Below are 23,669 nucleotides of genomic sequence, written 5' to 3' on the forward strand. Positions count from 1 at the left end.
GGAGGTCCACCCCGCCGCGGCGGCCCAGAACAATTAAAACACCCCCCCCCCCACCCGCCTCTGCAGGGCGCGCCCCGCCCCACCCCCCCCCCCCCCGCCTCGTTCCAACTACCGGCCCCCACCCACGCCCGCGGGGGGGGGGGCTGCTGGTTGGGGGGCGCCCGGGGGTGGGGCCGCCCCCGGCCGGCCCGCCCCCCGCGCCCCCGGCCGCGCCGCCCTCGACTCTACAGAAGCGCGCAGCCGATGTTACCCGTAACCCCCGTGCACCGGGTTGTGGCTGCGCACCGCCATTACCAGGCCGAAACCGGCCAGCAGCGACACCGCCGAAGTACCACCGTAGCTGATCAGCGGCATCGGCACGCCTACCACCGGCAGCAGGCCGGAAATCATCCCGCCATTCACCAGCACGTAGACGAAGAACGCCAGGCCGGTGGCACCCGCCAGCAGGCGCGAATAGGAATCGCGTGACTGGCTGGCGATCCACAGGCAGCGCCCGATCACCACCAGGTACAAAGCCAGCACGGTAGCCACGCCGATCCAGCCGAATTCCTCGCTCAACACCGAGAACGCGAAGTCGGTGGTCTGCTCGGGAATGAAGTTCAGGTGCGACTGCGAGCCTTCGCCCCAGCCCTTGCCATCGAAGCCGCCGGAACCGATCGCGATCTTCGACTGGATGATGTTCCAGCCGGCGCCCAGCGCGTCCATCTCCGGGTCCAGGAACATCATGATGCGGTCCTTCTGGTACGGCCGCAGCAACCAGAACCAGGCCACCGGCGCAACCGCTGCCACGCCGCCCACGCCCAGCCCAACCCACCACCACGGCAGGCCCGCCAGCAGCAGCACGAACACGCCGCTGGCGGCGATCAGCACGCCGGTACCGAAGTCCGGCTGCAGCATCACCAGGCCGGTGGGTACGCCGATGATGATCAAGGCCACGAGCACGGTATTGAAGCGCGGCGGCAGCGGCATCTTGTGCAGGTACCACGCCACCATCATCGGCAGGCTCACCTTCAGCAGTTCGGCCGGCTGCAGGTAGAAGAACTTCAGGTCCAGCCACTGCCGGCCATATTTACCGGTGCCCAGCACGAACACCGCCAGCAACGGGATCATCGAGATCGCGTAGATCATCGGCGTGGCCGAGCGGATGCGCAGGATCGGCACCCGCGAGATGCCCCACAGTGCGGCCATGCCCACCGCGAAACGCGCGCCCTGCGCCATCACCAGGCTGTCGCCACCAGCGCTCTTCAGGGTCGCCAGGCCAATCACCATCAGCGCGCCCAGGGCCAGGCACAGCACCCAGTCCAGCGTGCTGAAAAAGCGGCGCAGCATGTCGCCGGCCCAGCGCAGGAACACTCTCATCGTGCAGGCTCCGCAGGGGTCGGGCGGGGCGTGGCGGGCAGCGCGGCGGTCGGCGCACCCGGCTGCGGCGCAGGCGCCGGCTCCGGTGCGGGTGCACCGATCAGCACCGGATGCTCTCCCACCTGTGCAGCGGCGAGGTCACCGGCCTGACGTGCGCCCGCGTCTTCGTTGTCGAACGCGGTGGCGCCGATGGCGGTGGTGCCGCGCTCGCTGTCCAGCGGCTGCATGCCTTCGGGCATCTTGCCCAACAGGTAAGCGTCGAACACCTTGCGCGCGATCGGCGCCGCGGCCGAACCACCATAGCCACCACCTTCCACTGCCACCGCAATCGCGATGACCGGGCTCTCGACCGGCGCGAAGCCAACGAACAGCGCGCGGTGGCGCAGGTGCATCGGCAGGCTCTTCGGGTTCACTGCAGCAGTGCCCTTGCGGCTGATGACCTGTGCGGTACCGGTCTTGCCGGCCATCACGTACGGCGCACCGACCGCGACGCGCCAGCCGCTGCCGCCGGGCCGCATGGTCGCCATCATGCCCTCACGCACGGCCTGCACGTTGTTGGGGTTGGGGCTGATCGGCTTGCTTTCGCCGGCCGGCATTGCCGTCCAGTCGCTGTCGAAGCCGTCGCGCTGCTGGATCACCAGGTGCGGGGTGCGCAGCTGGCCGTCGGCCAGGCCGCTGACGCCGCGCGCCAGCTGCAGCGGGGTGACCTTCCAGTCACCCTGGCCGATGCTGATGTTGACCGTATCGCCGGGATACCAGGCTTCCTTGCGGGTCTTCCGTTTGTAGGCCGGCGAAGGCAGGATGCCGCCGATCTCGCCGGTGAGGTCGATGCCGGTCGGCTGGCCGAAGCCGTAGTACTCCATGTAATGGTCGAAGCGCTCGATGCCCAGGTCCAGCGCCAGCTTGTAGTAATAGGTGTTGACCGATTCGGCGATGGACTTGCGCAGATCCGTCCAGCCGTGGCCGCCACGGTGGGCGTCACCCCAGCCGCGCGAGGTGCCCGGCAGGTAGAACATGCCGGTGGACAGCACCTTGTCTTCCGGGCGGCGCACGCCGGAGTCCAGTCCCGCCAGGCCGATCAGCGGCTTCAGCGTGGAACCGGGAGCGACGCCACCGAGCACCAGGCGATTGAACTGTGGCCGCGACGGGTTTTCGTTCAAGGCCTTGAAGTCGGCATGGGAAATGCCGTTGACGAACAGGTTGGGATCGTAGGACGGCAGGCTGACCATCGCCAGCACTTCGCCAGTGCGCGGATCCATCGCCACCGCCGAACCTTCCTGGTCGCCGAACGCGGCCACCATCGCGCGCTGCAGGTCGGCGTCGATCGACAGCCGCAGGTCGGCGCCGGACTGCGCGGCGACGCGGCCGATGGTGCGGATCGCGCGGCCCTGCACGTTGGTCTCGACCTGCTCGTAGCCGACCTTGCCGCGCAGCTGCTGCTCGTAATAGCGCTCCAGGCCGGATTTGCCGATGTGGGTCAGCGCGGCATTGCCTTCGCCGAGGATCTCCAGATCCTTGTCATCAACGCGGCCGACGTAGCCGATGATGTGCGCGAACAGATCGCCGTACGGGTAGCGCCGGGTCAGGTAGGGTTCGAGCTCGACACCGGGGAAGCGCCAGCGGTCGACGGCGAAGCGCGCCATCTCCTCATCGCTCATGCGCAGCTTCAGCGTGACCGGCAGGAACTTGCGGCGCGCCTTGCGCGACCTGTTGAATGCTTCCAGCTCTTCCGGGCTGATGTTGATGATCTTCGCCAGCCCTTCCAGGGTGGCATCCATGTCCTTGACCTTGTCCGGGGTCACGTCCAGGCGGAAGGCCGGCACGTTTTCGGCCAGCAGGCGACCGTTGCGGTCGTAGATCATGCCGCGCCCCGGCACCACCGGTCGCGGCTTGATGCGGTTGGCCTCCGAGCGCGTGGCGTAGACGTCGTGGTCCAGCACCTGCAGCTTGAAGTACCAGCCGCCCAGGCCCAGCAGGCAGACCAGCACGCCCAGGAAACCCAGCGCCGCGCGGCGGCGGAACTGTTCGGCTTCGGCGTGCGGGTTCTTGACCTGGCGGCGCGGGATCATGGCTCAGCGCCCGCGCTTGCCGAAGCGCACCGCGTCCAGCAGCACGAACACCAGCGGCCACAGGCCCATGCCCAGCAGAGGCGCCCACCAGTACGACCAGGGCAGCGTTGGCTCATCCACCACGATGTGGACCAGCGCGCTGACGATGCGATCGTTGAACAGCAGGCCGCCGATGGCCAGCATCTGCTGGGACATCGGGAAGAAGCGGATGCGGGCACGGAAGCGCTGCAGGATGAAGGCCAGCATCACCAGCCGCAGTGCCTGTTCGCCCAGCACGCCGCCGTACAGCAGGTCGGCCACCACGCCGCTGGCGAAGGCGATGCCCAGGCCGACGCGTTCGGGAGCTTCGATCACCCAGTACGCCAGCACCAGCGCCAGCCAGTATGGGCGCAGCGGCTGCAGCAGCGCCGGCAGCGGCAGCAGGCCCAGCAGCAGCGCCACCACCAGGCTGGCCGGCAGCACCCACGGGTTGTCGCGCAGGCGGCTCATCGTGCGGGCTCCTGCGCGGCGGGTTGGATGGACTGGGCGGGTTGCGGTTGCCGGCCAACGGCCGGCACTACCGGGGACCCGGCGGGTGGAGAGCTCCCCTCTTGTTGAGGGGGGCGCGCCGAAGGCGGGGGGGTAAGGGAAGATGCGCGGGCCGGTTGCGCCGAAGGTGCAGTCGGCTGCGGTTCGCTGGCCGCAGGCAAGCGGATCGCCGCGCCCGGGCGCAGCAGCAGCACGTCGCGGCCGCGGTCGAGCTGGGCCGCCGGCTTCAGTTCGCCGACCAGGAAGGCGTGGGTGTCGTCCGGGCGCAGGCCGGTGATGGTGCCGACCGGGAAACCGGCCGGGAAGCGCCCGCCGAGGCCGGAGGTGACGATCTCATCGCCCACTTCCACGCCAGCGCTGAGCGGGATGTCGCGCAGTTCCAGCGTGTCGCCGCGGCCATAGACGATCAGGCGCACGCCGTTGCGGGCCACGGTGACCGGCACCGCGTGGTCGGGATCGGTCAGCAGCAGCACGGTGGAGGTGCCACCGGTGACGCTGATCACCTGCCCCATCAGGCCGCCGGCGTCGATCACCGCCTGGCCGACGTGCACGCCCTCGCGGCTGCCTGCGTCGAGCACCAGGCGCTGCTTCACCGGGTCCAGGTCGATGTCCAGGATCGGCGCCAGCTGCACGTCCAGGCCACTGCGCTCGGCCACGTTCAGCAGTTCGCGCAGCTGGGCGTTGTCCAGCGCGGCGGTCTGCAGGCGAGTCAGGCGCGCGTTGGCCAGCAGCAGCTGGTTGCGCAGTTCACGGTTTTCGGCGACCAGCTGGGTATGGCTGGCGGCGGAGTCCTTGACCTGGTTGCCGAGCTTGCCGGGCAGGCCAGCCAGTGCCCATACCGGCTGTACCAGGCTGTTGGCCTGCTCGCGCAGGCGTGCCAGCCAGCCGGCCTGGTCATCAAGCACGATCAGGGTGATGGCCAACGCGAGATAGGCCAGCAACCGCAGGGGGCTGGCGGCATCACCGGATCGGGAGGCGACGGGAGGACCGGCGTAGGGCGGCACGGCAACGATTCAACTGGCAGAAGGCGGAAGGGAAACACGCGGGCGCCCCGCCGGTGCCGGCCCGCCATCACGGCGGGCCGCACCCCGGAAGGGCGCGGCGGGCAGGAACGGCCGGGACGGCTTATTCCGGCGCAAAGAACTCGTTGCCGTGCATGTCCACCAGCTCCAGCGCACGGCCGCCACCGCGCGCCACGCAGGTCAGCGGATCGTCGGCCACCTGCACGTGCAGGCCGGTCTCCTCGGAGATCAGGCGGTCCAGGTCGCGCAGCAGGGCGCCACCACCGGTCAGCACGATGCCGCGCTCGGCGACGTCGGCGCACAGTTCCGGCGGGGTCTGCTCCAGCGCCAGCTTGACCGCGCTGACGATGCCCGACAGCGGCTCGTGCAGGGCCTCGAGCACCTCGTTGGAGCTGATCTTGATCATCTTCGGCACGCCCTCGGCGAGGTTGCGGCCGGAGATCTCCATCTCGATCACTTCCGCCTGCGGGTAGGCGCAGCCCAGCTCGACCTTGATGCGCTCGGCGGTGGCTTCACCGATCAGCATGCCGTGGTTGCGGCGCACGTAGTTGGTGATGGACTCGTCGAAGCGGTCGCCGCCGATGCGGACCGAGGCCGAATAGACGATGCCGTTGAGCGAGATGACCGCCACTTCGGTGGTGCCACCGCCGATGTCGATGACCATCGAGCCACGGGCTTCGGTGACCGGCATGCCGGCGCCGATCGCGGCGGCCATCGGTTCTTCGATCAGGAACACGTCACGGGCACCGGCTTCCTCGGCCGATTCCTTGATCGCGCGGCGCTCGACCTGGGTCGAGCCGGCCGGCACGCAGACCAGCACGCGCGGGCTCGGGCGAAGCACGCGCGACTTGTGCACCTTCTTGATGAAGTGCTTGAGCATCGCCTCGGTATAGGTGAAGTCGGCGATGACGCCATCCTTCATCGGGCGGATGGTGGTGATGTGGCCCGGGGTACGGCCCAGCATCTGCTTGGCTTCGGCGCCGACGGCTGCCACCGAGCGGGTGCCACCGATGGCACGGTCCTGGCGCACGGCCACGACCGACGGCTCGTTCAGCACGATCCCCTGCCCGCGCACGTAGATGAGGGTGTTGGCCGTGCCCAGGTCGATGGACAGGTCGTTGGAGAACATGCCACGGAGTTTCTTGAACATCTGAGGAAGGAGTCCTGAGGGGTGTCGTGCCCGCCGCGGGATGGCGAAAAAATGGGCAGAAATCGAGGCCGACAAGCCTAGCAACCCGCCTGCCGCCGAGCAAGGAAAAAACTAGCTGAACCCGCGTCTTCACAGGCTTTCGGCCTGATCGGGTCTCACCCGGTTCTGGCCCTGAGCGGCACCAGCGGGTAACCTTTGCGCCGTCGGGCGCCCAAGGGCGCCGTTTGCTTGCCCGATGAACCGGGCCGGCCCACCCCAAAATTCACCGCATAGGCTTACATCGATGTCCGCTCTGATCTGTGGTTCTCTTGCCTTCGACACCATCATGGTGTTCCCGGACCAGTTCAAGAATCACATCCTGCCGGACAAGGTGCACATCCTGAACGTGTCCTTCCTGGTGCCGCGCATGCGCCGCGAGTTCGGCGGCTGCGCAGGCAACATCGCCTACAACCTGCACCTGCTGGGCGGCCAGCCGATCCCGATGGGCACCGTGGGTTCGGACTTCGGCCCGTACCGCGAATACTTCGAAGGCCTGGGCATCGACCTGTCGCGCGTGCGCGTGATCGATGAGCTGTTCACCCCGCAGGCGTTCATCACCACCGACCACGACAACAACCAGATCACCGCCTTCCACCCGGGCGCGATGATGCGTTCCTACGAGAACCACGTGCGTGGGGTGCCGGGCGTGACCCTGGGCCTGGTCGGCCCGGATGGCCGCGAAGGCATGATCCAGAACGCGCAGGAATTCCACGAAGACGGCATCCCGTTCATCTTCGACCCGGGCCAGGCCATGCCGCTGTTCAACGGCCCGGAACTGCGCGCCTTCATCGAGCAGGCCGACTACGTGGTGGTCAACGACTACGAGTCGAACCTGCTGCAGGAGCGCACCGGCTGGGACGAAAAGGAGATCGTCAGCCGGGTCAAGGCCTACATCACCACCCGTGGCCCGAAAGGCGCGGTCATCCACACCCCGGAAAAGAGCTATGACATCCCGCCGGCGCACGAGCGCCGCGTGGTCGACCCGACCGGCTGTGGCGACGCCTTCCGCGCCGGCCTGATCTACGGCATCCAGAAAGGCTACGACTGGCTGACCATCGGCCGCATGGGCAACCTGATGGGCGCGCTGAAGGTCGAGCATCCGGGCACGCAGAACCAGCGTTTCACCTTCGATGAGTTCAACGAGCAGTTCAAGCAGCAATTTGGCTACGCGCTTGGCGCGTAACCAAATTGCTCGCGCATTCCACCTTATCCCCGCGCCTTCAGCGCGCCCCCTTGAACAACAAGGGGGCTTTCCACCCGATGCACTACTGGCAATGCTGTTGGTAGGTGTCGACCTTGGTCGACACTGCCGGCCAGCGGCCGGCACTACCGGAACTTCCGACCGACACGTTGCCTGCTCTCTGTAGAGCCGAGCCCATGCTCGGCTTGCGCGCGCCGGTCATGCGGCCTGCCAGGCAGCCAACAGCGCGCGGCAATCGGCGAAATGCCAGTCGGCGCGGCCCGGCCATGGGTTTTCCGGCAGGTTGACCAGTACGGTATGGGCGCCCGCGGCGCGGCCGCACTCCAGGTCGTAGGCGTGGTCACCCACCATCACCGCCTGCGCAGGCCCGATGCCCCATCGCCGCAGATGCTGCTGCAGGCCCTCCCGCGAGGGCTTGGGCACCGCTTCATCGCGACCAATGATGTCGGCATCGTCGAACAACGCCCCGACCCCGATCGCGTCCAACGTCAGCTTCGCCAGCGCATGATCATTGCGGGTCAGGATGCCCAGCCGGCAGCCAGCCGCCGCCAGCGCGCGCAGCAGCTTCACCGCACCCGGCGCCGGCAGCGCGTCCTCGGCCAGCGCGCGCTCGTGATCCAGCAACCACTCACGCTTGGCCTGCGCCGATGCATCCGGCAACGCCGCGATATGGTCGAGGATGTCTTCCTCCGCGGCGATCTGCAGCGTACGGCGGATCGCGGCGAAATCATGCACGGCGACGGTCAGCGTGCCATCCATGTCGAACACCCAGTGCCGGATCGCGGACAACGCGTGCACTGCGCTGCCCGCCGCCCCCGTCACTGCCACCACTGCGGCATGCGGCTGGCGTCTACACCACCCGTTTCGAACACCGCCGTGCGGGTGCCGCCGGCCTTGACCGGGAACTCGATGCTGATCGACCTGCCCTTGCGCGCCAGCTTCCACAGCGCCTTCTGGTCGGTGATGAACAGGGCGATGGCTTCATCGGTCTTCGGGCGCCACGCCGCCATCGACACCGGCTTGCCGTCGTCCACGGTCACTTTCACCGTGCACTGCGGGCAACGGAAATCGCCGGCCTGCAGCACCAGGTAGGCATGCCGCTTCCACTCCGGATGATCGCGGAACACCAGCTGCACCGTCTTCGCGCCGCTGCCATCCACGTCCACCCGTTCCTTGCTGTAGATCTGCGCCGACACCTGGTTGCCCTTGTTGCCCACCGGGATCTGGTTGTACTGCCACAGCGCCTGCATGCGGCGCAGGTCGCGCGCGGCATCGCCCTTGGCCTTGACCTCGTCGAAGCCTGCAGCGATGCGCTCGGCGGCGGCGGTGTCCTTGTACTGGTCAAGCAGCGAGGCGCCGTGCAGGCGCGCGCGCTCCCAGTCCTGCGCGGCCACGGCCATGTCGTACTGCTTGGCCAGGTCTTCGGCCTTGGCCTCCTTCTGCGCCTGCACGGCGGCCGCGGCGGCTTCCTGCGCCTTGCGTTCTTCCTCGGGGTTGCTGCAGGCGGCCAGCGCCAGGGTGCAGGCGGTGAGCAGGATCAGTCGTTTCATGGCGGAGGTCCTTTGCGAGTGCATCCCGATTCTATCGGCAGCGAAAAGCGGATACACCAACGGCGGGTTTCCCCGCCGTTGGTGGTGAAGCAGTGACCGGTTGCCGGTCAGCGACCGGCACTACCGCTTACTTGGCTTCAGCCTTGGCCAGCATGTCCTGGACCGAGGCGGTGGTGATCGGGTGGTAGCCCGGCTTGGCCTTTTCGAAGGCCTGCTTGGCCAGCTCCAGCCCCTTCGGGGTCTTCACCAGTTCGGCGTAGATCGGCATGATCAGCTTGCGACGGCCGACGCGCTCGATGAATGCCGCCGCGCCTTCATTGGCCTGCTCGTAGCCGCTGCGGATTGCCAGCGGGTACCAGCGCATGGCGATCTCGCCATTCGGGGTGCCGGTGAAGTGGAAGGCCTTGTCCAGCGTGGCCAGCTTGTCCAGCGGCTGGGTCGCGCCCAGGCCATCGATGAAGCGCACCCATTCCTGCGTGCTCCAGTCGGCGATGACCTGGCTGCTCGGCACAGTGCCGGCGCTGGCGAAGGCGATGCGCGCGGTATCGACGCTGCTGAAGTTGCGCGACTGCGCCTTGGCCGCGAACGCCGGAATGCCCGGCTCGTCCAGCCATGCCTTCAGTTCGGCCTCGGTCACTGCCGACGGATTCTTCGGCAGCAGGTTCTTCTTCATGTAGTCGACGAACTGGTCGGTGTTCGCGCTCTGGAAAGCATGGTCATCGAACCAGCCGCGCAGGAACGGATCGAAGGTCTCGCGGCCGAAGCGCTGCTCCAGGAATTCCAGGAACCACGCACCCTTGACGTAGGCCACCTGGCTGAGGGCTTCGTCGGGATCACGCTCGTTCAGCGGCGGCAGCGCCAGTGCCTGGTCGGCCGGGCTCATGTCCTTCACTTCGGCCAGCAGGTCGGTCTGGTCGATCTGCTTCTCCATCTCGGCCATTTCCTTGCCGTACAGGGCTTCGGTGATGCGGCCCTGGACGTAGGTGGTGAAGCCTTCATTGAGCCAGATGTCCTTCCAGCTGGCGTTGGTCACCAGGTTGCCCGACCAGCTGTGCGCCAGTTCGTGGGCGACCAGCGAGACCAGCGACTTGTCGCCGACGATCACGGTCGGGGTGGCGAAGGTCAGGCGCGGGTTCTCCATGCCACCGAACGGGAACGACGGCGGCAGCACCAGCATGTCGTAGCGGCCCCAGCGGTATTCGCCGTACAGCTTCTCGGCGGCACCGATCATCTTCTCGGTGTCCTCGAATTCCTTGGCGGCCTTGTTGACCATGGTCGGCTCGGCCCAGACGCCGGAGCGGCCGGAGATCGGCTCGAACACCAGGTCGCCGGCGGCGATGGCCAGCAGATAGGACGGAATCGGCTGCGGCATCTTGAAGGTGTAGTCACCATCACGCGCGGCCTTCGGATCGTTGTCGGCGCTCATCAGCACCATCACGTCCGGGCGCGAGACCACGTGCGCGCTGTAGGTGAAGCGCACGCTCGGGGTGTCCTGCAGCGGCACCCAGGAACGGGCATGGATGGCCTGCGACTGGCTGAACATGAAGGGCAGCTTCTTGCCCTCGGTCATCGAAGGCGCCAGCCACTGCAGGCCCGAGGCGGTCGGTGCGGTGTGGTAGGTCACTTCCACCTTGGCCGGCTGTTCCGCAGCCTCGATGGTCAGCTTGCTGCCGAACACCTTGTCGGCCGGGGCCAGTTCGAACTTCAGCGGGCTGCGCGCGCCGTCGGCGGCAACGGCCTCGACCTTGGACACGGTCAGCTCGCGGGTGTCGAGCACCAGCTGCCTGGCGTCCTTCTGTTTCCATTCCAGGGTGTAGGTGGCGGTACCGCCGATCTGCTTCTGGTCGAAGTCCAGCTTCAGATCCAGCGCGATGTCCTTGATGACGACCTTGTCCGGCTCGGCGTACGAGCTCTCGTCGTGGCTGCGGTTCTCGGCGTTCACGGGGGCGGCAGGGGCCTTTGCGGCAGTCGGGGCGGCGGCGGGCGCGGCCGCCTCCTGGGAGCAGCCGGCGGCCAGGGCCACGGCCAGCGGAAGGAGCATCAGCGGATTACGCATGAATCGGGACCGTTACGGGGATCAAACCCCAATGGTACCTCCCTCCGGCCCGGCAGGCGTTACGCGGTGCGGGGTAATGGCAGGCACAGCGCCGGCACTACCGGAACACCGGGCTTACAGCTTGTAGCCGGAATGGATCGACACGATGCCGCCGGTCAGGTTCTTGTAGTGGCAGCGCTCGAAGCCGGCCTGCCCCATCATCGCCTTCAGTTCGTCCTGCGGCGGATGCTTGCGGATGCTCTCGGCCAGATACTGGTAGCTGTCCGAATCGTTGGCGAACAACTTGCCCAACCTGGGCAGGATCTTGAACGAGTGGAAGTCGTAGATCGGCTTGAACCAGTCCGCAGTGACCTCGGAGAACTCCAGCACGCGGGCCTGGCCGCCCACCTTCAGCACGCGGTACATCTCGCGCAGGCCGGCGTCCTTGTCGGTCACGTTGCGCAGGCCGAAGGCAATGGTGACCAGGTCGAAGCTGTTGTCCGGGAACGGCAGGGCTTCGGCGTTGCACTGCACGTAGTCCAGGCCAAGCACCAGGCCGCGGTTGGTCAGGCGGTCCCGGCCGACCGACAGCATGCCGGCGTTGATGTCGCCCAGCACCACCGAGCCCTCGGCGCCGACGCGTTCCTTCAGCAGGGCGGCGATGTCGCCGGTGCCGCCGGCCAGATCGAGCACGCGGTCGCCCGGCTTCACCTGCGCGGTCGCGACGTAGTAGCGCTTCCACGCCCGGTGCACGCCCAGGCTCATCAGGTCGTTCATCAGGTCGTAGTTGCGCGCGACCGAGGTGAACACCTGGCCGACCAGCTTCTGCTTGTCCTTGGCGGCGACGTCGCGGAACCCGAAATGGGTGGTACCGGCTTTGTAGGGGGATTCGCTCATGGCCCCGATTATCGCACCGCCGGGGGCGAGCGGCACCCCCTGCCCGTATGATGGCGGGCCACGACTGACCGGAGCCCCCGCATGATCACCACGCCCGACTACCAGGCCCTGCTGCAGACCGCCATCGCCGAAGCCCGCCAGGGCCTGGCCGAGGGCGGCGTGCCGATCGGCGCGGCGCTGTACCACAACGACGGCCGCCTGCTCGGCTGCGGCCACAACCGCCGCGTGCAGGAAGGCGACCCGTCGGTGCACGGCGAAACCGACGCCTTCCGCAAGGCCGGCCGCCAGCGCCGCTACCAGGACACCATCATGGTCACCACCCTGGCGCCGTGCTGGTACTGCTCGGGCCTGGTGCGCCAGTTCAACATCGGCACCGTGGTGGTGGGCGAATCGCGCACGTTCCAGGGCGGCATCGACTGGCTGCGCGAGAACGGCGTCAACGTGATCGACCTCGACAACCAGGAATGCGTTGACCTGCTGGGTGGCTTCATTGCGCAGCATCCGGAGATCTGGAACGAAGACATCGGTGAATAAGCACCGTGCAACGTGTCATTGAACCCGTTTAATGAACGCTTCAGCGCGGGCACGCTCTAGTGCCTGCAGCGTTTGCGGCCGATGCCGTGAACCCGTGCACAGTCAGCTGCGCTGCGTGCATACACTGCGGTAACACCCCATCCGGCCGAGGCGCCTAGGGTGGGGTTACCGGGGTCCCTTTCCCCGGCGGAGCCAGCCATGTGCGCGCATGCCGTACGTCCCCCGCCCGACCCGATCCTCGATGCCATCCGCGAGCGCCTGCAGCAGCAGTACGCGCTGCACCAGCGTGGCGCCAGGTTCTGGACCGCCTACCAGGGCCTGCAGCTGGAACTGGTGCGCGACCATCCGCTCGATCAGGAGCGCCTGTGCAATGCGATGGCCGACATGGCCGAGGACCTCGGTGCGGTCGAGCATGCGCAATTGATCGGCAATCGCCACGCCGGCTCCACATCCCGCTGACGCGGCATGCACCGCCACATACGCCACACTCCGATGAACCCCCACTCCCTTTCCACTCAACCGAACTGGATTGTCATGCACGCTGAAGTCCCCACCATTCCTCCGGTCATCAACGTAGACGCCGAGCTTGACCACTGGCGCCGCCAGCATGCCGAAGGCGCACTGCCGCACAACTCGTTCGGCTCGTACGTGCCGTGGATCAAGTTCGCCTGTGATTCGCTGATCACCCAGCCGCGCGCCAGCGAGGCCGAACGTGACGAGATGTTCCAGACCCAGTATGCCTTGCAGATCATGCCGCGGCTGAGCGAAGCCCAGGCCCGTGAGTTCGTCGACCGTTGCTGGCAGCACGTCTACCAGAGCAGCCCGGTGCGCAGCCTGCAGGCGCCACGACTGCAGCGCATGCGCGCCTGACCGGCGCTGCACGGCGCCTGCACGGGTCACTGCCGATCATCCTCGTCACCTGAGTGGGAACACGACGACGATGAAAGCGCGCAACCTGTTCAATACGATCGCCAAGAAGGCCGCGACAGCCACTGGCTCACCGTGGACCTTCCTGGCTGCGGTAGGGATCGTGGTGATCTGGGGCATCAGTGGTCCGGTGTTCGGTTTCAACGACACCTGGCAGCTGGTGATCAATACCGGCACCACCATCATCACCTTCCTGATGGTGTTCCTGATCCAGCACACGCAGAACGCGGACACCGCCGCGATGCAGATCAAGCTGGACGAGCTGATCCGGGCGACGGCCGAAGCCAACAACGAACTGCTGGATCTGGAAGAACTGGACGAAGCGCGCCTGGAAGAGATCCGTGCCGAGTACGAGCAGATGGCCCGCGAAGCAGGTGATGCGCTGGCGCGCGTCCGCGCCTGCCATGCGGCGCGGCGCGACGATGAAGCGGTGTAGCAGGCCCCGGAATGACAATGCCGGCCAGCGGCCGGCACTGCCATCGATCATCCAGGTAGAGCCGGCCGCCGGCCGGCCTTCCCTCAGCCGCGCTCGTGCCAGCCGCCGCCCAGTACCTTGTACAGAGTGATGCGGTTGGCCTGCTGGGCCAACTGCGCCTGCAACTGGGTCTGCTGCGCGTTGTAGGCAGTACGTCGTGCGTCCAGCAGGGTCACGAAGCTGTCCAGGCCGGCGTCGTAGCGTGCCTGCGACAGGCGGTTGGCCTGTTCGGCCGCTTCCACCAGGCGCTGCTGTGAACTGACCTGTTCATCCAGGCTGACATTCAACGCCAGCGCATCGGCGGTTTCGCGGAAGCCCACCTGGATCGACTTCTCGTACTGCGCCAGTGCGATATCACGATCAGCGTTGGCGACGGCCAGGTTGGCGCGCAGCTTGCCGCCCTGGAAGATCGGCAGGGTGATCTTCGGCAGGAAACTCCATACGCGAGTGCCGCTGTCGAACAGGCTGGACAATTCGCTGGAGCCACTGCCAATGCTGCCGGTCAGCGAGATGCTCGGGAAGAACGCGGCACGTGCCGCGCCGATGTTGGCATTGGCGGCCAGCAGTTGGTGTTCGGCGGCCATGATGTCCGGGCGCTGCAGCAGCACATCGCTGGGCAGGCCGGCCGGCGGAGGCGCCAGTGCCAGCAACTGCGGTTCGATGCCGTCCGGCAGCAGCGCCGGATCCAACTGGCCACCGGCCAGCAGCGCCAGCGCGTTGCGGTCCTGGGCCAGCTGGCCACGCAGGCGCGCGGCATCAGTGCGCGCGGTCTCGACCAGCGTGCGGGTCTGGGTCAGTTCCAGTGCCGAACTGCCACCACGCTCGTGGCGGGCCTCGGCCAAGCGCAACGAATCCTCGTAGGTCTTCAGCGTGGCATCGGCGATCTTCAGACGCTGGGCATCGGCACCGTAGGTCAGCCACGCCGTCGCTGTCTCGGCCACCAGGCTCAGCTGCGCGTTGCGACGATTGGCAGCTACGGCAAAGTACTGCTGCAGTGCCGCTTCGCTGAGGTTGCGCACGCGGCCGAACAGGTCCAGCTCGAACTCGGCCACGCCGACACCGGCGGTGAACTGCTCGGTGACGCCAGCGTCGGTGCCCTCGCGCTGCATCTGGCCGGTGACGGCCACGCCGGGCACGCGGTCGGCACGCTGTACGCGGTACTGGCCGCGCGCGCGTTCAACGTTGAGCACGGCCACGCGCAGGTCGCGGTTGTTCTGCAGCGACTGCTCGATCACTTGCTGCAGGCGCGCATCGGTGAAGAAATCGCGCCAGCCGACGGCGGCGACATCAGCCACCTGGCCCTGTACAGCCTCGGCCGGCCACTGCGCCGGAATTGCCGGAGCGACGGCGGTGTTCTTCGGCACCAGAGTGGAGCAGCCGGCCAGCGCGAGCGCGGCGGCAATGGAAAGGAACAGGGATGCACTTTTCATGGGAATGACTTCCATCGGTACTGCCGGATGGCAGGAGGCAGTGCCGGCCAGCGGCCGGCACTGCCGTTTCGATCACGTCGTGGATTTGCGCTTGAACACGCGCTGCACCACTACGAAGAACAGCGGTACGAAGAACACGCCGAGCACGGTGCCGACGATCATGCCGCCGAGCACGCCGGTGCCGATCGCCTGCTTGGCGCCGGAGCCGGCACCGGTGGAGATCGCCAGCGGTACCACGCCCATGCCGAAGGCCAGCGAGGTCATCACGATCGGGCGCAGGCGGTCGCGCACGGCGTGCATGATCGCGTCGACCAGGCTGGCGCCCTTCTCCAGGTTTTCCTTGGCGAACTCGACGATCAGGATCGCGTTCTTGCTGGTCAGGCCCACCGTGGTCAGCATCGCCACCTGGAAATAGATGTCGCGCTCCAGGCCCTTGAAGGTATTGGCCAGCACTGCGCCGAGGATACCCAGCGGGGCCGCCAGCAGCACCGCCGTCGGCACGCTCCAGCTTTCGTACATCGCGGCCAGGCACAGGAACACGATCATCAGCGACAGCGTGTACAGCAACGGCGTCTGCGAGCCCGCCTGGCGTTCCTGGTAGGACATCGCCGTCCACTCGATGCCGAAGCCCGCAGGCAGCTGCTTGGCCAGTTGCTCGATCTCGGCCATGGCATCGCCGGAGGCAACACCCGGGGCCGGTTCGCCCTGGATCTCCATCGCCGACACACCGTTGTAGCGCTCCAGGCGCGGCGAACCGTAATCCCAGTGCTTGGTGGCGAACGCGCTGAACGGCACCATCTCGCCCTTGTCGTTCTTCACGGACCAGAGGTCAAAGTCCTCCGGGACCATGCGGAACGGCTGGTCGGCCTGCACGAACACGCGCTTGACGCGGCCACGATCGACGAAGTCGTCGATGTACGAGCTGCCCCACGCAGCGGCCAGCGTGCCGTTGATCTGGTCGATCGACAGCCCCAGCGAGGTCGCCTTGGCCGCGTCGATGTCGATGCGGAACTGCGGCGTGTCCTCCTGGCCGTTCGGGCGCACGTTGGCCAGCTTCTTGCTGCCGGCGGCCAGGCCGAGCAGCTGGTTGCGTGCGGCCACCAGTGCCTCGTGGCCCTGGCCGCTGTTGTCCTTCAGGAAGAAGGTATAGCCCGAGGCGGTACCCAGTTCCGGAATGGCCGGCGGCGGGAAGGCGAAGATGAAGGCATCCTTGATCTGGCCCAGGGCTGCCATCGCACGACCGGTGATCGGCATCACGCCATTGTTGGCGTCACGCTCGCTCCAGTCCTTCAGCTTGACGAATGCCATGCCGGCGTTCTGGCCCATGCCGGCGAAGCTGAAGCCCTGCACGGAGAACACCGAATCCACCGCATCCTTCTCGTTCTGCAGGAAGTGGTTCTCCAATGCCGCGATCGATTCCAGCGTGCGCTCCTGGGTGGCGCCGACCGGGGCCTGCACCAGCGCCATCAGCACGCCCTGGTCTTCGTTGGGCAGGAACGAGCTGGGCAGGCGCACGAACAGCACGCCCATCAGCACGAACAGTGCCGCCACGATGCCCATGAAGCGCCACGGACGATGGATGATGCCGCGCACACCACGCTGGTAACTTTCGCTGGTGCGGTCGAAGCCGCGGTTGAAACCGTTGAAGAAGCGACCGGCCAGGCCGCGGTGGGCAACATGATGCTCGCCCTTCTTCAACGGCTTGAGCATGGTCGCGCACAGTGCCGGCGTCAGCACGATCGCCACCAGTACCGACAACGCCATTGCAGAGACAATCGTGGCCGAGAACTGCCGGTAGATCACGCCGGTGGATCCGCTCATGAAGGCCATCGGCACGAACACCGCCGACAGCACCAGGCCGATACCCACCAGCGCACCGGTGATCTGGCCCATCGACTTGCGGGTCGCTTCAAGCGGCGACAGTCCTTCCTCGGACATGATGCGCTCGACGTTCTCCACCACCACGATGGCGTCGTCCACCAGCAGGCCGATCGCCAGCACCATCGCGAACATGGTCAGCATGTTCACCGAAAAGCCCAGCATCGCCAGCACGCCGAAGGTACCCAGCAGCACCACCGGCACGGCGATGGTCGGGATCAGGGTGGCGCGGAAGTTCTGCAGGAACAGGTACATCACCACGAACACCAGCACGATCGCTTCGAGCAGGGTCTGCACCACGCCCTTGATCGACACGCGCACGAAGGGGGTGGTGTCGTACGGGATCTCGGCCTTCAATCCGGCAGGAAAGAAGCTCTTCATGTCGTCCAGCGCAGCATCCACGCCGGCAGCGGTATCCAGCGCATTGGCGCCGGTGGCCAGGGTGACCGCCAGGCCGCTGGCCGGCTGGCCGTTGTAGCGGGTGACGAAGTCGTAGGACTCGGCACCCAGTTCGACGCGGGCGACATCACCCAGGCGCAGCTCGGCACCGTCCTGCGCGCCGCGCACGATGATGTTGCGGAACTGTTCCGGGGTCTGCAGGCGCGACTGCGCGTTGATGGTGGCGTTGAGCTGCTGGCCCTTCACCGACGGCGCACCGCCGAGCTGGCCGATCGCCACCTGGGCATTCTGCGCCTTGATCGCCGCAGTCACTTCCGCGACGGACAGGCCATAGGTATGCAGCTTGTTCGGGTCCAGCCAGATGCGCATGGCGTACTTGCCACCGAATACCTGGATGTTGCCCACGCCCGGCACGCGGCTGAGGCGGTCGACGACATTGGAACCGACGTAGTCGGCGATGTCGTTGGCGTCCATGCTGCCGTTCTCGGATACGAACGCGATGACGTTCAGGAAGCCCGAGCTGGACTTGGCCACGTTGATGCCCTGCCGCTGCACTTCCTGCGGCAGCAGCGGCATGGCCAGCTGCAGCTTGTTCTGCACCTGCACCTGGGCGATGTCCGGGTTGGTGCCGCTCTCGAAGGTCAGGGTGATGGTGGCCTGGCCGTTGGACGAGCTGTTGGAGGAGAAGTAGATCAGGCCATCAAGGCCCTTCATGTTCTGCTCGATGATCTGCGTCACCGAGTCTTCGACCACCTTGGCCGATGCACCCGGGTAGGTGGCGCTGATTTCCACCGCTGGCGGCGCGACGTTGGGGTACATCGAGACCGGCAGCTTGAACAGGGCCAGGCCGCCGGCGAGCATGATGATGATGGCGATCACCCACGCGAAGATGGGTCGATCGATGAAAAAGCGTGCCATGGGGTTCTCCGCTTACTTCGCGTCGCCGGCCGGGGCGGCAGGCTGGGCGGCGGCCGCCGGCTTGGCCGGTACGTCGCCCTTTTCGGTGGCCTTGACCGGCATGCCGGGGCCGATCTTCTGCAGGCCTTCCACGATGACCTTGTCACCGGCCTTCAGGCCGTCCTCGACCAGCCACTTGTCGCCAACCGTGCGGCTGACCTTGACCGGGCGTACTTCGACCTTGTTGTCCTTGCCGACCACCATCGCCGTGGTATCGCCCTTCGGATCGCGGGCGATGCCCTGTATCGGCACCAGCACGGCATCACTGCGCACGCCGCCGCCGATCACCGCACGCACGTACATGCCCGGCATCAGCAGGCCGTCCGGGTTGTCCACCTTCACGCGCAGGCCGAAGCTGCCGGTGGTCGGATCGACGCTGACTTCGGAGAACTCCAGCGTGCCCTTGTGCTCGAAGGTGCTGCCGTCTTCCATCAGGATGCTGACCGGCAGGGTCTGGTTGTCCTGCAGGCGGCCGGCGGCCAGTTCGCGGCGCAGCTGCAGCAGCTCGGCCGAGGACTGGGTCAGGTCGACATAGATCGGATCCAGCTGCTGCACCGTAGCCAGTGCATTGGCCTGGCCGGCGCTGACCAGCGCACCCTGGGTGACGCTGGACTTGCCGATGCGGCCGCTGATCGGCGCGGTGATGCGGGCGTAGCCCAGGGTGACGTTGGCTGCGTCCAGCGATGCCTTCGCGGCACCGACATCCGCCTCGGCCTGCTTCTGCGCGGCCACGGCATTTTCCAGGTCCTGCTGGCTGACCGCATCGACCTTGGCCAGCTCGGTGATGCGCTTGGCGCTCAGCCGGGCGGCGTTGGCGGTGGCCTCGGCGCGGGCCAGCTGGGCACGGGCACTGTTGGCCTGGGCGCGGTAGCTGGCGTCCTCGATCTGGTACAGCGCCTCGCCGGCCTTGACCATGCCACCTTCGGAGAACAGGCGCTTGGCGACGATGCCACTGACCTGCGGCCGCACTTCGGCGACCAGGAAGGCGTTGGTACGGCCCGGCAGTTCGCGGGTCAGGCCCACGGTCTCGGACTTCAGCGTGACCACAGTGACGTCACCCGGGCCCTGCTCGGGGGCCTGGGGTTGGCCGCCGCAGGCAGCCACGGTCGCGGCGATCGCCAGCGACAGTGCAAAGGGTCGGATTCGGCTCAGCAACATGACGGAAAGGCTCTTAGGGGAAGGAATCTCAAATCGCGCTGATACAGGCTGAAAGCGCCAGCAGGCAACGCTCACCAGCGGGGAGTGGAAGCCGGACCGGCCTGCCACGCACACGATGGGAATGATGGGAGCGAAATATACATACATGATTGTTTGTTTGTAAACCGGTACAATTCAGCCACGTTTCACCCGCACTCGTACCCATCCATGGCCCGCAAGACCAAAGAGGACACCCAGGCAACCCGGGAAGGCATCCTTGACGCCGCCGAAGCCTGCTTCCATGGACACGGCGTGGCCCGTACCACGCTGGAGATGATCGGTGCCCGCGCCGGCTATACCCGCGGTGCGGTCTACTGGCACTTCAAGAACAAGAGCGAGGTGCTGGCCGCGATCGTCGAGCGCGTGCATCTGCCTTTCATGCAGGAGCTGGAGCGCACCTCGACCGACCAGCGCGACACGCCGGTGCACGACCTGCGCGCGGTGATGATCCACTCGTTCATCGAACTGTCCGAGGACGAGCGCCTGCGCAAGACCATGGAGATCATGCTGCGCAGCGATGCGTCGGCTGATACCCGGGTGCTGACCGAACTGCAGCAGGCCGGTTTCCGCGATGGACTGGACCGGATGGAACGTGCCCTGCGCCGGGCAAAGGACCTGGGCCAGCTGCGCGAGGGTGCAGACCCGAAGATCGCCGCACGCATGCTGCACGCCACCGTGCTCGGCGTACTGCACGGTGCGATGGTCGAACCGGAACTGATGGACCTCAAGCGCGATGGCATGCTCGCACTGGACATGACCCTGGCCGCCTACGTGAAGGACGGCGTGTTCGTTCCCGGCACCGTGCCCGAGCCGCTGCCCGAGGCATGAGCGGGGTCGCTGCCGCCACCGCAGCCCCACTGTGAGGACAGACCCATGATCCTGGACAACGTGGTGTGGGGCTTCATCGGCTGCGGCAGCGTCACCGAGAAGAAGAGCGGCCCCGCCCTGGCCAGCACACCCGGCTCACGGGTGGCGGCGGTCATGCGCCGCAATGCCGCATTGGCCGAAGACTATGCGCGGCGCCACGCGGTGCCACGCTGGTACACGGATGCCGACGCGCTGATCGGCGATCCGGACGTGAACGCTGTGTACGTTGCAACACCGCCCTCCACGCACATGCAGTACGCATTGAAGGCGATTGCGGCGGGCAAGCCGGTCTATATCGAGAAACCCATGGCCCTGGACCTCGCCGAATGCGAGCGCATCCTGGAAGCCAGTGCACGCCGTGGCGTGCCCGTGTTCGTCGCCTACTACCGCCGCGCCCTGCCCCGATTCGCGCAGGTGAAGCAGCTGCTGGACAGCGGCGCGATCGGTACACCGCGCAGCGTTCGCGCCACCCTGCATCGGCCGCATTCGGTGAATGCCGCATCGCCGGACTTCTGGCGGACCAATCCCGCGATCTCCGGCGGCGGGCTGTTCGTCGATCTGGGCTCGCACACCCTGGACCTGCTCGATCATCTACTGGGGCCGCTGAGCGATGTGCGCGGCCTGGCCAGTTCATTGGCCGGCGCTTACGCCGCCGAGGACAGCGTCTCGATGTGCTTCCGCATCGGGCCAGGCGTGCATGGCATCGCGCAATGGAGCTTCTGCGCGTTCCGCCGCCAGGATGAGATCGAGATCACCGGCGACCGCGGCCAGCTGCGTTTTGCCACCTTCGAGGATGTACCGGTGGTGCTGGAGACCGAAGCCGGTGTGCAGACGTTCGACATCCCCAACCCGTCGTCGATCCAGCAACCGTTGATCGCGCATCTGGTGGACGAGCTGCGCGGCAGCGGCCGTTCGCCCTCGACCGGCATCAGTGCTGCCCGCACCAGCGCGGTGATCGACCAGGTACTGCAGGACTACCGCGCCCGGCAATCGTGCTGAGCGCCAACGCAAAAGGCCGCCCTGCGGCGGCCTTTTCTGTTGCAGCGGATGGAGTCAGGGCCCTCGCCGTGGCGAGGGATCCGGCCGGATCGGGCGTTACAGGATGTAGCGGCTCAGGTCCGGGTCCTGCACCAGCTCACCCAGGTGTGCATCGACGTAGGCGCTGTCGATGGCCAGGGTTTCGCCATCGCGGTCCGGTGCCTCGTAGCTGAGCGAATCCAGCAGGCGCTCCAGCACCGTATGCAGGCGGCGCGCGCCGATGTTTTCCTGGCGCTCGTTCACCTGGAACGCGATCTCGGCCAGGCGCTCGATGGCATCGGCGGTGAAACTGACCTTGACGCCCTCGGTGGCCAGCAACGCTTCGTACTGCTTGGTCAGCGCAGCCTTCGGCTCGGTCAGGATACGCACGAAATCACCCTTGCTCAGCGCACCCAGTTCCACGCGGATCGGGAAACGGCCCTGCAGCTCCGGAATCAGGTCGCTGGGCTTGGCCAGGTGGAACGCGCCCGACGCGATGAACAGGATGTGGTCCGTCTTGATCGTGCCGTACTTGGTGGACACGTTCGAGCCTTCCACCAGCGGCAGCAGGTCGCGCTGCACGCCTTCGCGGGAGACATCGCCACCGCCCACGTTGTCGCCGCGCTTGGCAACCTTGTCGATCTCGTCGATGAAGACGATGCCGTGCTGCTCGCAGGCCTCGATCGCCGCGGTGCGGATATCGTCTTCGTTGACCAGCTTGCCGGCTTCTTCCTCGATCAGCAGCGGGCGCGCAGCCTTGATGGTCAGCGTGCGCTTGTGCGCCTTCGCGCCGCCGCCGAGATTGGCGAACATCGACTTCAGCTGCTGGCCCATTTCCTCCATGCCCGGCGGGGTCATGATGTCCATGCTGACATTGGCGGCCAGGTCGAGCTCGATCTCGCGCGCGTCCAGCTCGCCGTTGCGCAGCATCTTGCGGAACTTGATGCGGGTCTCGTTGTCCTGCGCCGACGGCTCGTTGCGGGCGGCTTCCGGATCGAAACCGATGCCACCGCTGCGGCGCGGCAGCAGCGCATCGAGGATACGGTCTTCGGCGCGTTCCTCGGCCTGGGTACGCACGCGCACCTTGGCCTGTTCGCGGTACAGCTTGACCGCAGTATCAGCAAGGTCGCGGATGATCTGCTCGACGTCCTTGCCGACGTAGCCCACTTCGGTGAAGCGCGTGGCTTCGACCTTCACGAACGGCGCGTTGGCCAGCGTAGCCAGGCGGCGCGCGATCTCGGTCTTGCCGACGCCGGTCGGACCGATCATCAGGATGTTCTTCGGCATCACTTCATTGCGAAGCTCCGGCGCCAGCTGCATGCGGCGCCAGCGGTTGCGCAGGGCAATGGCCACCGCGCGCTTGGCGTCGTGCTGGCCCACGATATGCCGGTCCAGTTCCTGCACGATCTCGCGCGGGGTCATGGTGGCGGAGGAAACTTCGATCTTCGACATGGATGTGCTCACGGATTCAGATGCATGTAGAGCCGAGCCATGCTCGGCTGACGGGCAGCCCTGCCGAGCATGGCTCGGCACTACAGAAGAGCGGTCACAACTCCTCGACCACCACGTTGCGGTTGGTGTAGATGCAGATGTCGCCGGCGATGCCGATCGCCTCGCTGGCGATGGTGCGTGCATCCAGTTCGGTGTGCGCCATCAACGCGCGCGCGGCCGACAGTGCATAGGAACCACCGGAGCCGATGGCGATGATGCCGTCCTCCGGTTCGATCACATCGCCGGTGCCGCTGATGATCAGCGAGGTTTCCTTGTCAGCCACTGCCAGCAGAGCTTCGAGCTTGCCCAGGCGGCGCTCGGTGCGCCAATCCTTGGCCAGCTCGACCGCGGCGCGCTGCAGCTGGCCGTGCTTTTCCAGCTTGGCCTCGAACAGCTCGAACAGGGTGAAGGCATCGGCGGCGGCACCGGCGAAACCGGCCAGCACCTGGCCGTCGCGGCCAAGGCGGCGCACCTTGCGCGCGTTGCCCTTCATCACGGTGTGGCCCAGCGTGACCTGGCCGTCGCCGGCAATGGCCACGTGCTCGCCGCGACGGACGCAGACGATGGTGGTGGCGTGGAAAACGTTGGGGTTCTGACTGGGGTCCATGATGCCTCCGGGGTGACAGAACCAGAGGTGGGGACTGCGC

The 23,669-nt window shown here is 66.8% G+C and carries 21 protein-coding genes; 7 read left to right on the forward strand and 14 right to left on the reverse strand.

Going from position 1 to position 23,669, the window contains the following annotated elements; all coding sequences use genetic code 11:
- Nucleotides 1-246 precede the first annotated feature (246 nt).
- The 5 genes from rodA to WDC87_RS07370 form a co-directional block, all read right to left on the reverse strand.
- Nucleotides 247-1,359, reverse strand: coding sequence for a rod shape-determining protein RodA (gene rodA / locus WDC87_RS07350; RefSeq protein ID WP_005419392.1), 1,113 nt, complete (start codon nucleotides 1,357-1,359; stop codon nucleotides 247-249).
- Nucleotides 1,356-3,428, reverse strand: a complete 2,073-nt coding sequence (mrdA, locus tag WDC87_RS07355; RefSeq protein ID WP_111007805.1) for a penicillin-binding protein 2 — start codon at nucleotides 3,426-3,428, stop codon at nucleotides 1,356-1,358. Before mrdA ends, rodA begins: the two co-directional genes overlap by 4 nt.
- 3 nt (nucleotides 3,429-3,431) lie before the next feature.
- The gene (mreD, locus tag WDC87_RS07360) at nucleotides 3,432-3,917 is read right to left on the reverse strand and encodes a rod shape-determining protein MreD (protein WP_005419400.1); all 486 of its coding nucleotides are present in this window, start codon (nucleotides 3,915-3,917) and stop codon (nucleotides 3,432-3,434) included.
- The gene (gene mreC, locus WDC87_RS07365) at nucleotides 3,914-4,960 is read right to left on the reverse strand and encodes a rod shape-determining protein MreC (protein WP_111007806.1); all 1,047 of its coding nucleotides are present in this window, start codon (nucleotides 4,958-4,960) and stop codon (nucleotides 3,914-3,916) included. The genes mreD and mreC overlap by 4 nt, the downstream gene beginning before the upstream one ends.
- 121 nt (nucleotides 4,961-5,081) lie before the next feature.
- Nucleotides 5,082-6,128 (reverse strand): rod shape-determining protein, encoded by a 1,047-nt coding sequence (locus WDC87_RS07370; protein ID WP_005419402.1) that lies wholly within the window; start codon nucleotides 6,126-6,128, stop codon nucleotides 5,082-5,084.
- 283 nt (nucleotides 6,129-6,411) lie between these two features.
- Between WDC87_RS07370 and WDC87_RS07375 the strand changes: the two genes are divergently transcribed.
- Nucleotides 6,412-7,350, forward strand: a complete 939-nt coding sequence (locus WDC87_RS07375; RefSeq protein ID WP_005419403.1) for a carbohydrate kinase family protein — start codon at nucleotides 6,412-6,414, stop codon at nucleotides 7,348-7,350.
- A gap of 216 nt (nucleotides 7,351-7,566) precedes the next feature.
- Here the strand turns inward: WDC87_RS07375 and WDC87_RS07380 are convergent, their stop codons facing one another.
- The 4 genes from WDC87_RS07380 to ubiE all read right to left on the reverse strand — a co-directional run bounded on the left by WDC87_RS07380 (nucleotide 7,567) and on the right by ubiE (nucleotide 11,850).
- Nucleotides 7,567-8,199: an HAD family hydrolase gene (locus WDC87_RS07380; protein ID WP_252745253.1), complete on the reverse strand. Its 633-nt coding sequence runs from the start codon at nucleotides 8,197-8,199 to the stop codon at nucleotides 7,567-7,569.
- Nucleotides 8,187-8,918, reverse strand: a complete 732-nt coding sequence (locus WDC87_RS07385) for a hypothetical protein (protein WP_088496534.1) — start codon at nucleotides 8,916-8,918, stop codon at nucleotides 8,187-8,189. The genes WDC87_RS07380 and WDC87_RS07385 overlap by 13 nt, the downstream gene beginning before the upstream one ends.
- A gap of 127 nt (nucleotides 8,919-9,045) precedes the next feature.
- Nucleotides 9,046-10,974 (reverse strand): M1 family metallopeptidase, encoded by a 1,929-nt coding sequence (locus WDC87_RS07390; RefSeq protein WP_111007808.1) that lies wholly within the window; start codon nucleotides 10,972-10,974, stop codon nucleotides 9,046-9,048.
- 114 nt (nucleotides 10,975-11,088) lie between these two features.
- The gene (ubiE, locus tag WDC87_RS07395; RefSeq protein WP_005419407.1) at nucleotides 11,089-11,850 is read right to left on the reverse strand and encodes a bifunctional demethylmenaquinone methyltransferase/2-methoxy-6-polyprenyl-1,4-benzoquinol methylase UbiE; all 762 of its coding nucleotides are present in this window, start codon (nucleotides 11,848-11,850) and stop codon (nucleotides 11,089-11,091) included.
- An 81-nt stretch (nucleotides 11,851-11,931) separates the two neighbouring features.
- Between ubiE and WDC87_RS07400 the strand changes: the two genes are divergently transcribed.
- The 4 genes from WDC87_RS07400 (at nucleotide 11,932) to WDC87_RS07415 (ending at nucleotide 13,747) form a co-directional block, all read left to right on the forward strand.
- The gene (locus WDC87_RS07400; RefSeq protein ID WP_049399252.1) at nucleotides 11,932-12,384 is read left to right on the forward strand and encodes a nucleoside deaminase; all 453 of its coding nucleotides are present in this window, start codon (nucleotides 11,932-11,934) and stop codon (nucleotides 12,382-12,384) included.
- Nucleotides 12,385-12,582: 198 nt separating this feature from the next.
- Nucleotides 12,583-12,843, forward strand: coding sequence for a hypothetical protein (locus WDC87_RS07405; RefSeq protein WP_053497535.1), 261 nt, complete (start codon nucleotides 12,583-12,585; stop codon nucleotides 12,841-12,843).
- A gap of 75 nt (nucleotides 12,844-12,918) precedes the next feature.
- A complete protein-coding gene (locus tag WDC87_RS07410) occupies nucleotides 12,919-13,254 on the forward strand; it encodes a hypothetical protein (protein ID WP_005411085.1) in 336 nt (111 codons plus the stop codon).
- Nucleotides 13,255-13,324: 70 nt separating this feature from the next.
- Entirely contained in the window at nucleotides 13,325-13,747 is a 423-nt protein-coding gene (locus WDC87_RS07415; RefSeq protein ID WP_069139167.1) for a low affinity iron permease family protein, read from the forward strand.
- Between the two features lie 83 nt (nucleotides 13,748-13,830).
- On the opposite strand, the gene smeF is transcribed toward WDC87_RS07415, so the two are convergent.
- From smeF to smeD, 3 genes are read right to left on the reverse strand one after another with little or no spacing between them, the layout of a single operon-like run.
- Nucleotides 13,831-15,231 carry a multidrug efflux RND transporter outer membrane subunit SmeF gene (smeF, locus tag WDC87_RS07420; RefSeq protein ID WP_252745254.1) on the reverse strand — a complete coding sequence of 467 codons (1,401 nt, stop codon included), beginning with the start codon at nucleotides 15,229-15,231 and terminating at the stop codon, nucleotides 13,831-13,833.
- A gap of 57 nt (nucleotides 15,232-15,288) precedes the next feature.
- On the reverse strand, nucleotides 15,289-18,411 hold the full coding sequence (gene smeE, locus WDC87_RS07425; RefSeq protein ID WP_072167197.1) for a multidrug efflux RND transporter permease subunit SmeE: 3,123 nt from the start codon (nucleotides 18,409-18,411) through the stop codon (nucleotides 15,289-15,291).
- A 12-nt stretch (nucleotides 18,412-18,423) separates the two neighbouring features.
- On the reverse strand, nucleotides 18,424-19,608 hold the full coding sequence (gene smeD / locus WDC87_RS07430) for a multidrug efflux RND transporter periplasmic adaptor subunit SmeD (RefSeq protein WP_252745255.1): 1,185 nt from the start codon (nucleotides 19,606-19,608) through the stop codon (nucleotides 18,424-18,426).
- Between the two features lie 207 nt (nucleotides 19,609-19,815).
- Between smeD and smeT the strand changes: the two genes are divergently transcribed.
- Entirely contained in the window at nucleotides 19,816-20,475 is a 660-nt protein-coding gene (gene smeT, locus WDC87_RS07435) for an efflux transporter SmeDEF transcriptional repressor SmeT (protein WP_252745256.1), read from the forward strand.
- A 45-nt stretch (nucleotides 20,476-20,520) separates the two neighbouring features.
- Nucleotides 20,521-21,513, forward strand: coding sequence for a Gfo/Idh/MocA family oxidoreductase (locus tag WDC87_RS07440; RefSeq protein ID WP_252745257.1), 993 nt, complete (start codon nucleotides 20,521-20,523; stop codon nucleotides 21,511-21,513).
- A 96-nt stretch (nucleotides 21,514-21,609) separates the two neighbouring features.
- Here the strand turns inward: WDC87_RS07440 and hslU are convergent, their stop codons facing one another.
- Nucleotides 21,610-22,983: an ATP-dependent protease ATPase subunit HslU gene (gene hslU / locus WDC87_RS07445; protein WP_072167201.1), complete on the reverse strand. Its 1,374-nt coding sequence runs from the start codon at nucleotides 22,981-22,983 to the stop codon at nucleotides 21,610-21,612.
- A gap of 94 nt (nucleotides 22,984-23,077) precedes the next feature.
- A complete protein-coding gene (hslV, locus tag WDC87_RS07450) occupies nucleotides 23,078-23,629 on the reverse strand; it encodes an ATP-dependent protease subunit HslV (RefSeq protein ID WP_005411093.1) in 552 nt (183 codons plus the stop codon).
- Between the last annotated feature and the right edge of the window lie 40 nt (nucleotides 23,630-23,669).

Source organism: Stenotrophomonas maltophilia group sp. Smal12 (genome assembly GCF_037079935.1).
Lineage (GTDB): Bacteria > Pseudomonadota > Gammaproteobacteria > Xanthomonadales > Xanthomonadaceae > Stenotrophomonas > Stenotrophomonas sepilia.

Bases quoted from the DNA above. Each gene is read 5' to 3' on its own strand.
- WDC87_RS07370 (WP_005419402.1), bottom strand. From the start codon at position 6,128: ATGTTCAAGAAACTCCGTGGCATGTTCTCCAACGACCTGTCCATCGAC.
- smeD (WP_252745255.1), bottom strand. From the start codon at position 19,608: ATGTTGCTGAGCCGAATCCGACCCTTTGCACTGTCGCTGGCGATCGCC.
- hslV (WP_005411093.1), bottom strand. From the start codon at position 23,629: ATGGACCCCAGTCAGAACCCCAACGTTTTCCACGCCACCACCATCGTC.
- hslU (WP_072167201.1), bottom strand. From the start codon at position 22,983: ATGTCGAAGATCGAAGTTTCCTCCGCCACCATGACCCCGCGCGAGATC.
- WDC87_RS07390 (WP_111007808.1), bottom strand. From the start codon at position 10,974: ATGCGTAATCCGCTGATGCTCCTTCCGCTGGCCGTGGCCCTGGCCGCC.
- smeE (WP_072167197.1), bottom strand. From the start codon at position 18,411: ATGGCACGCTTTTTCATCGATCGACCCATCTTCGCGTGGGTGATCGCC.
- rodA (WP_005419392.1), bottom strand. From the start codon at position 1,359: ATGAGAGTGTTCCTGCGCTGGGCCGGCGACATGCTGCGCCGCTTTTTC.
- WDC87_RS07400 (WP_049399252.1), top strand. From the start codon at position 11,932: ATGATCACCACGCCCGACTACCAGGCCCTGCTGCAGACCGCCATCGCC.
- smeF (WP_252745254.1), bottom strand. From the start codon at position 15,231: ATGGAAGTCATTCCCATGAAAAGTGCATCCCTGTTCCTTTCCATTGCC.
- WDC87_RS07405 (WP_053497535.1), top strand. From the start codon at position 12,583: ATGTGCGCGCATGCCGTACGTCCCCCGCCCGACCCGATCCTCGATGCC.
- WDC87_RS07440 (WP_252745257.1), top strand. From the start codon at position 20,521: ATGATCCTGGACAACGTGGTGTGGGGCTTCATCGGCTGCGGCAGCGTC.
- WDC87_RS07375 (WP_005419403.1), top strand. From the start codon at position 6,412: ATGTCCGCTCTGATCTGTGGTTCTCTTGCCTTCGACACCATCATGGTG.
- mreD (WP_005419400.1), bottom strand. From the start codon at position 3,917: ATGAGCCGCCTGCGCGACAACCCGTGGGTGCTGCCGGCCAGCCTGGTG.
- mrdA (WP_111007805.1), bottom strand. From the start codon at position 3,428: ATGATCCCGCGCCGCCAGGTCAAGAACCCGCACGCCGAAGCCGAACAG.
- WDC87_RS07385 (WP_088496534.1), bottom strand. From the start codon at position 8,918: ATGAAACGACTGATCCTGCTCACCGCCTGCACCCTGGCGCTGGCCGCC.
- smeT (WP_252745256.1), top strand. From the start codon at position 19,816: ATGGCCCGCAAGACCAAAGAGGACACCCAGGCAACCCGGGAAGGCATC.
- WDC87_RS07415 (WP_069139167.1), top strand. From the start codon at position 13,325: ATGAAAGCGCGCAACCTGTTCAATACGATCGCCAAGAAGGCCGCGACA.
- ubiE (WP_005419407.1), bottom strand. From the start codon at position 11,850: ATGAGCGAATCCCCCTACAAAGCCGGTACCACCCATTTCGGGTTCCGC.
- WDC87_RS07410 (WP_005411085.1), top strand. From the start codon at position 12,919: ATGCACGCTGAAGTCCCCACCATTCCTCCGGTCATCAACGTAGACGCC.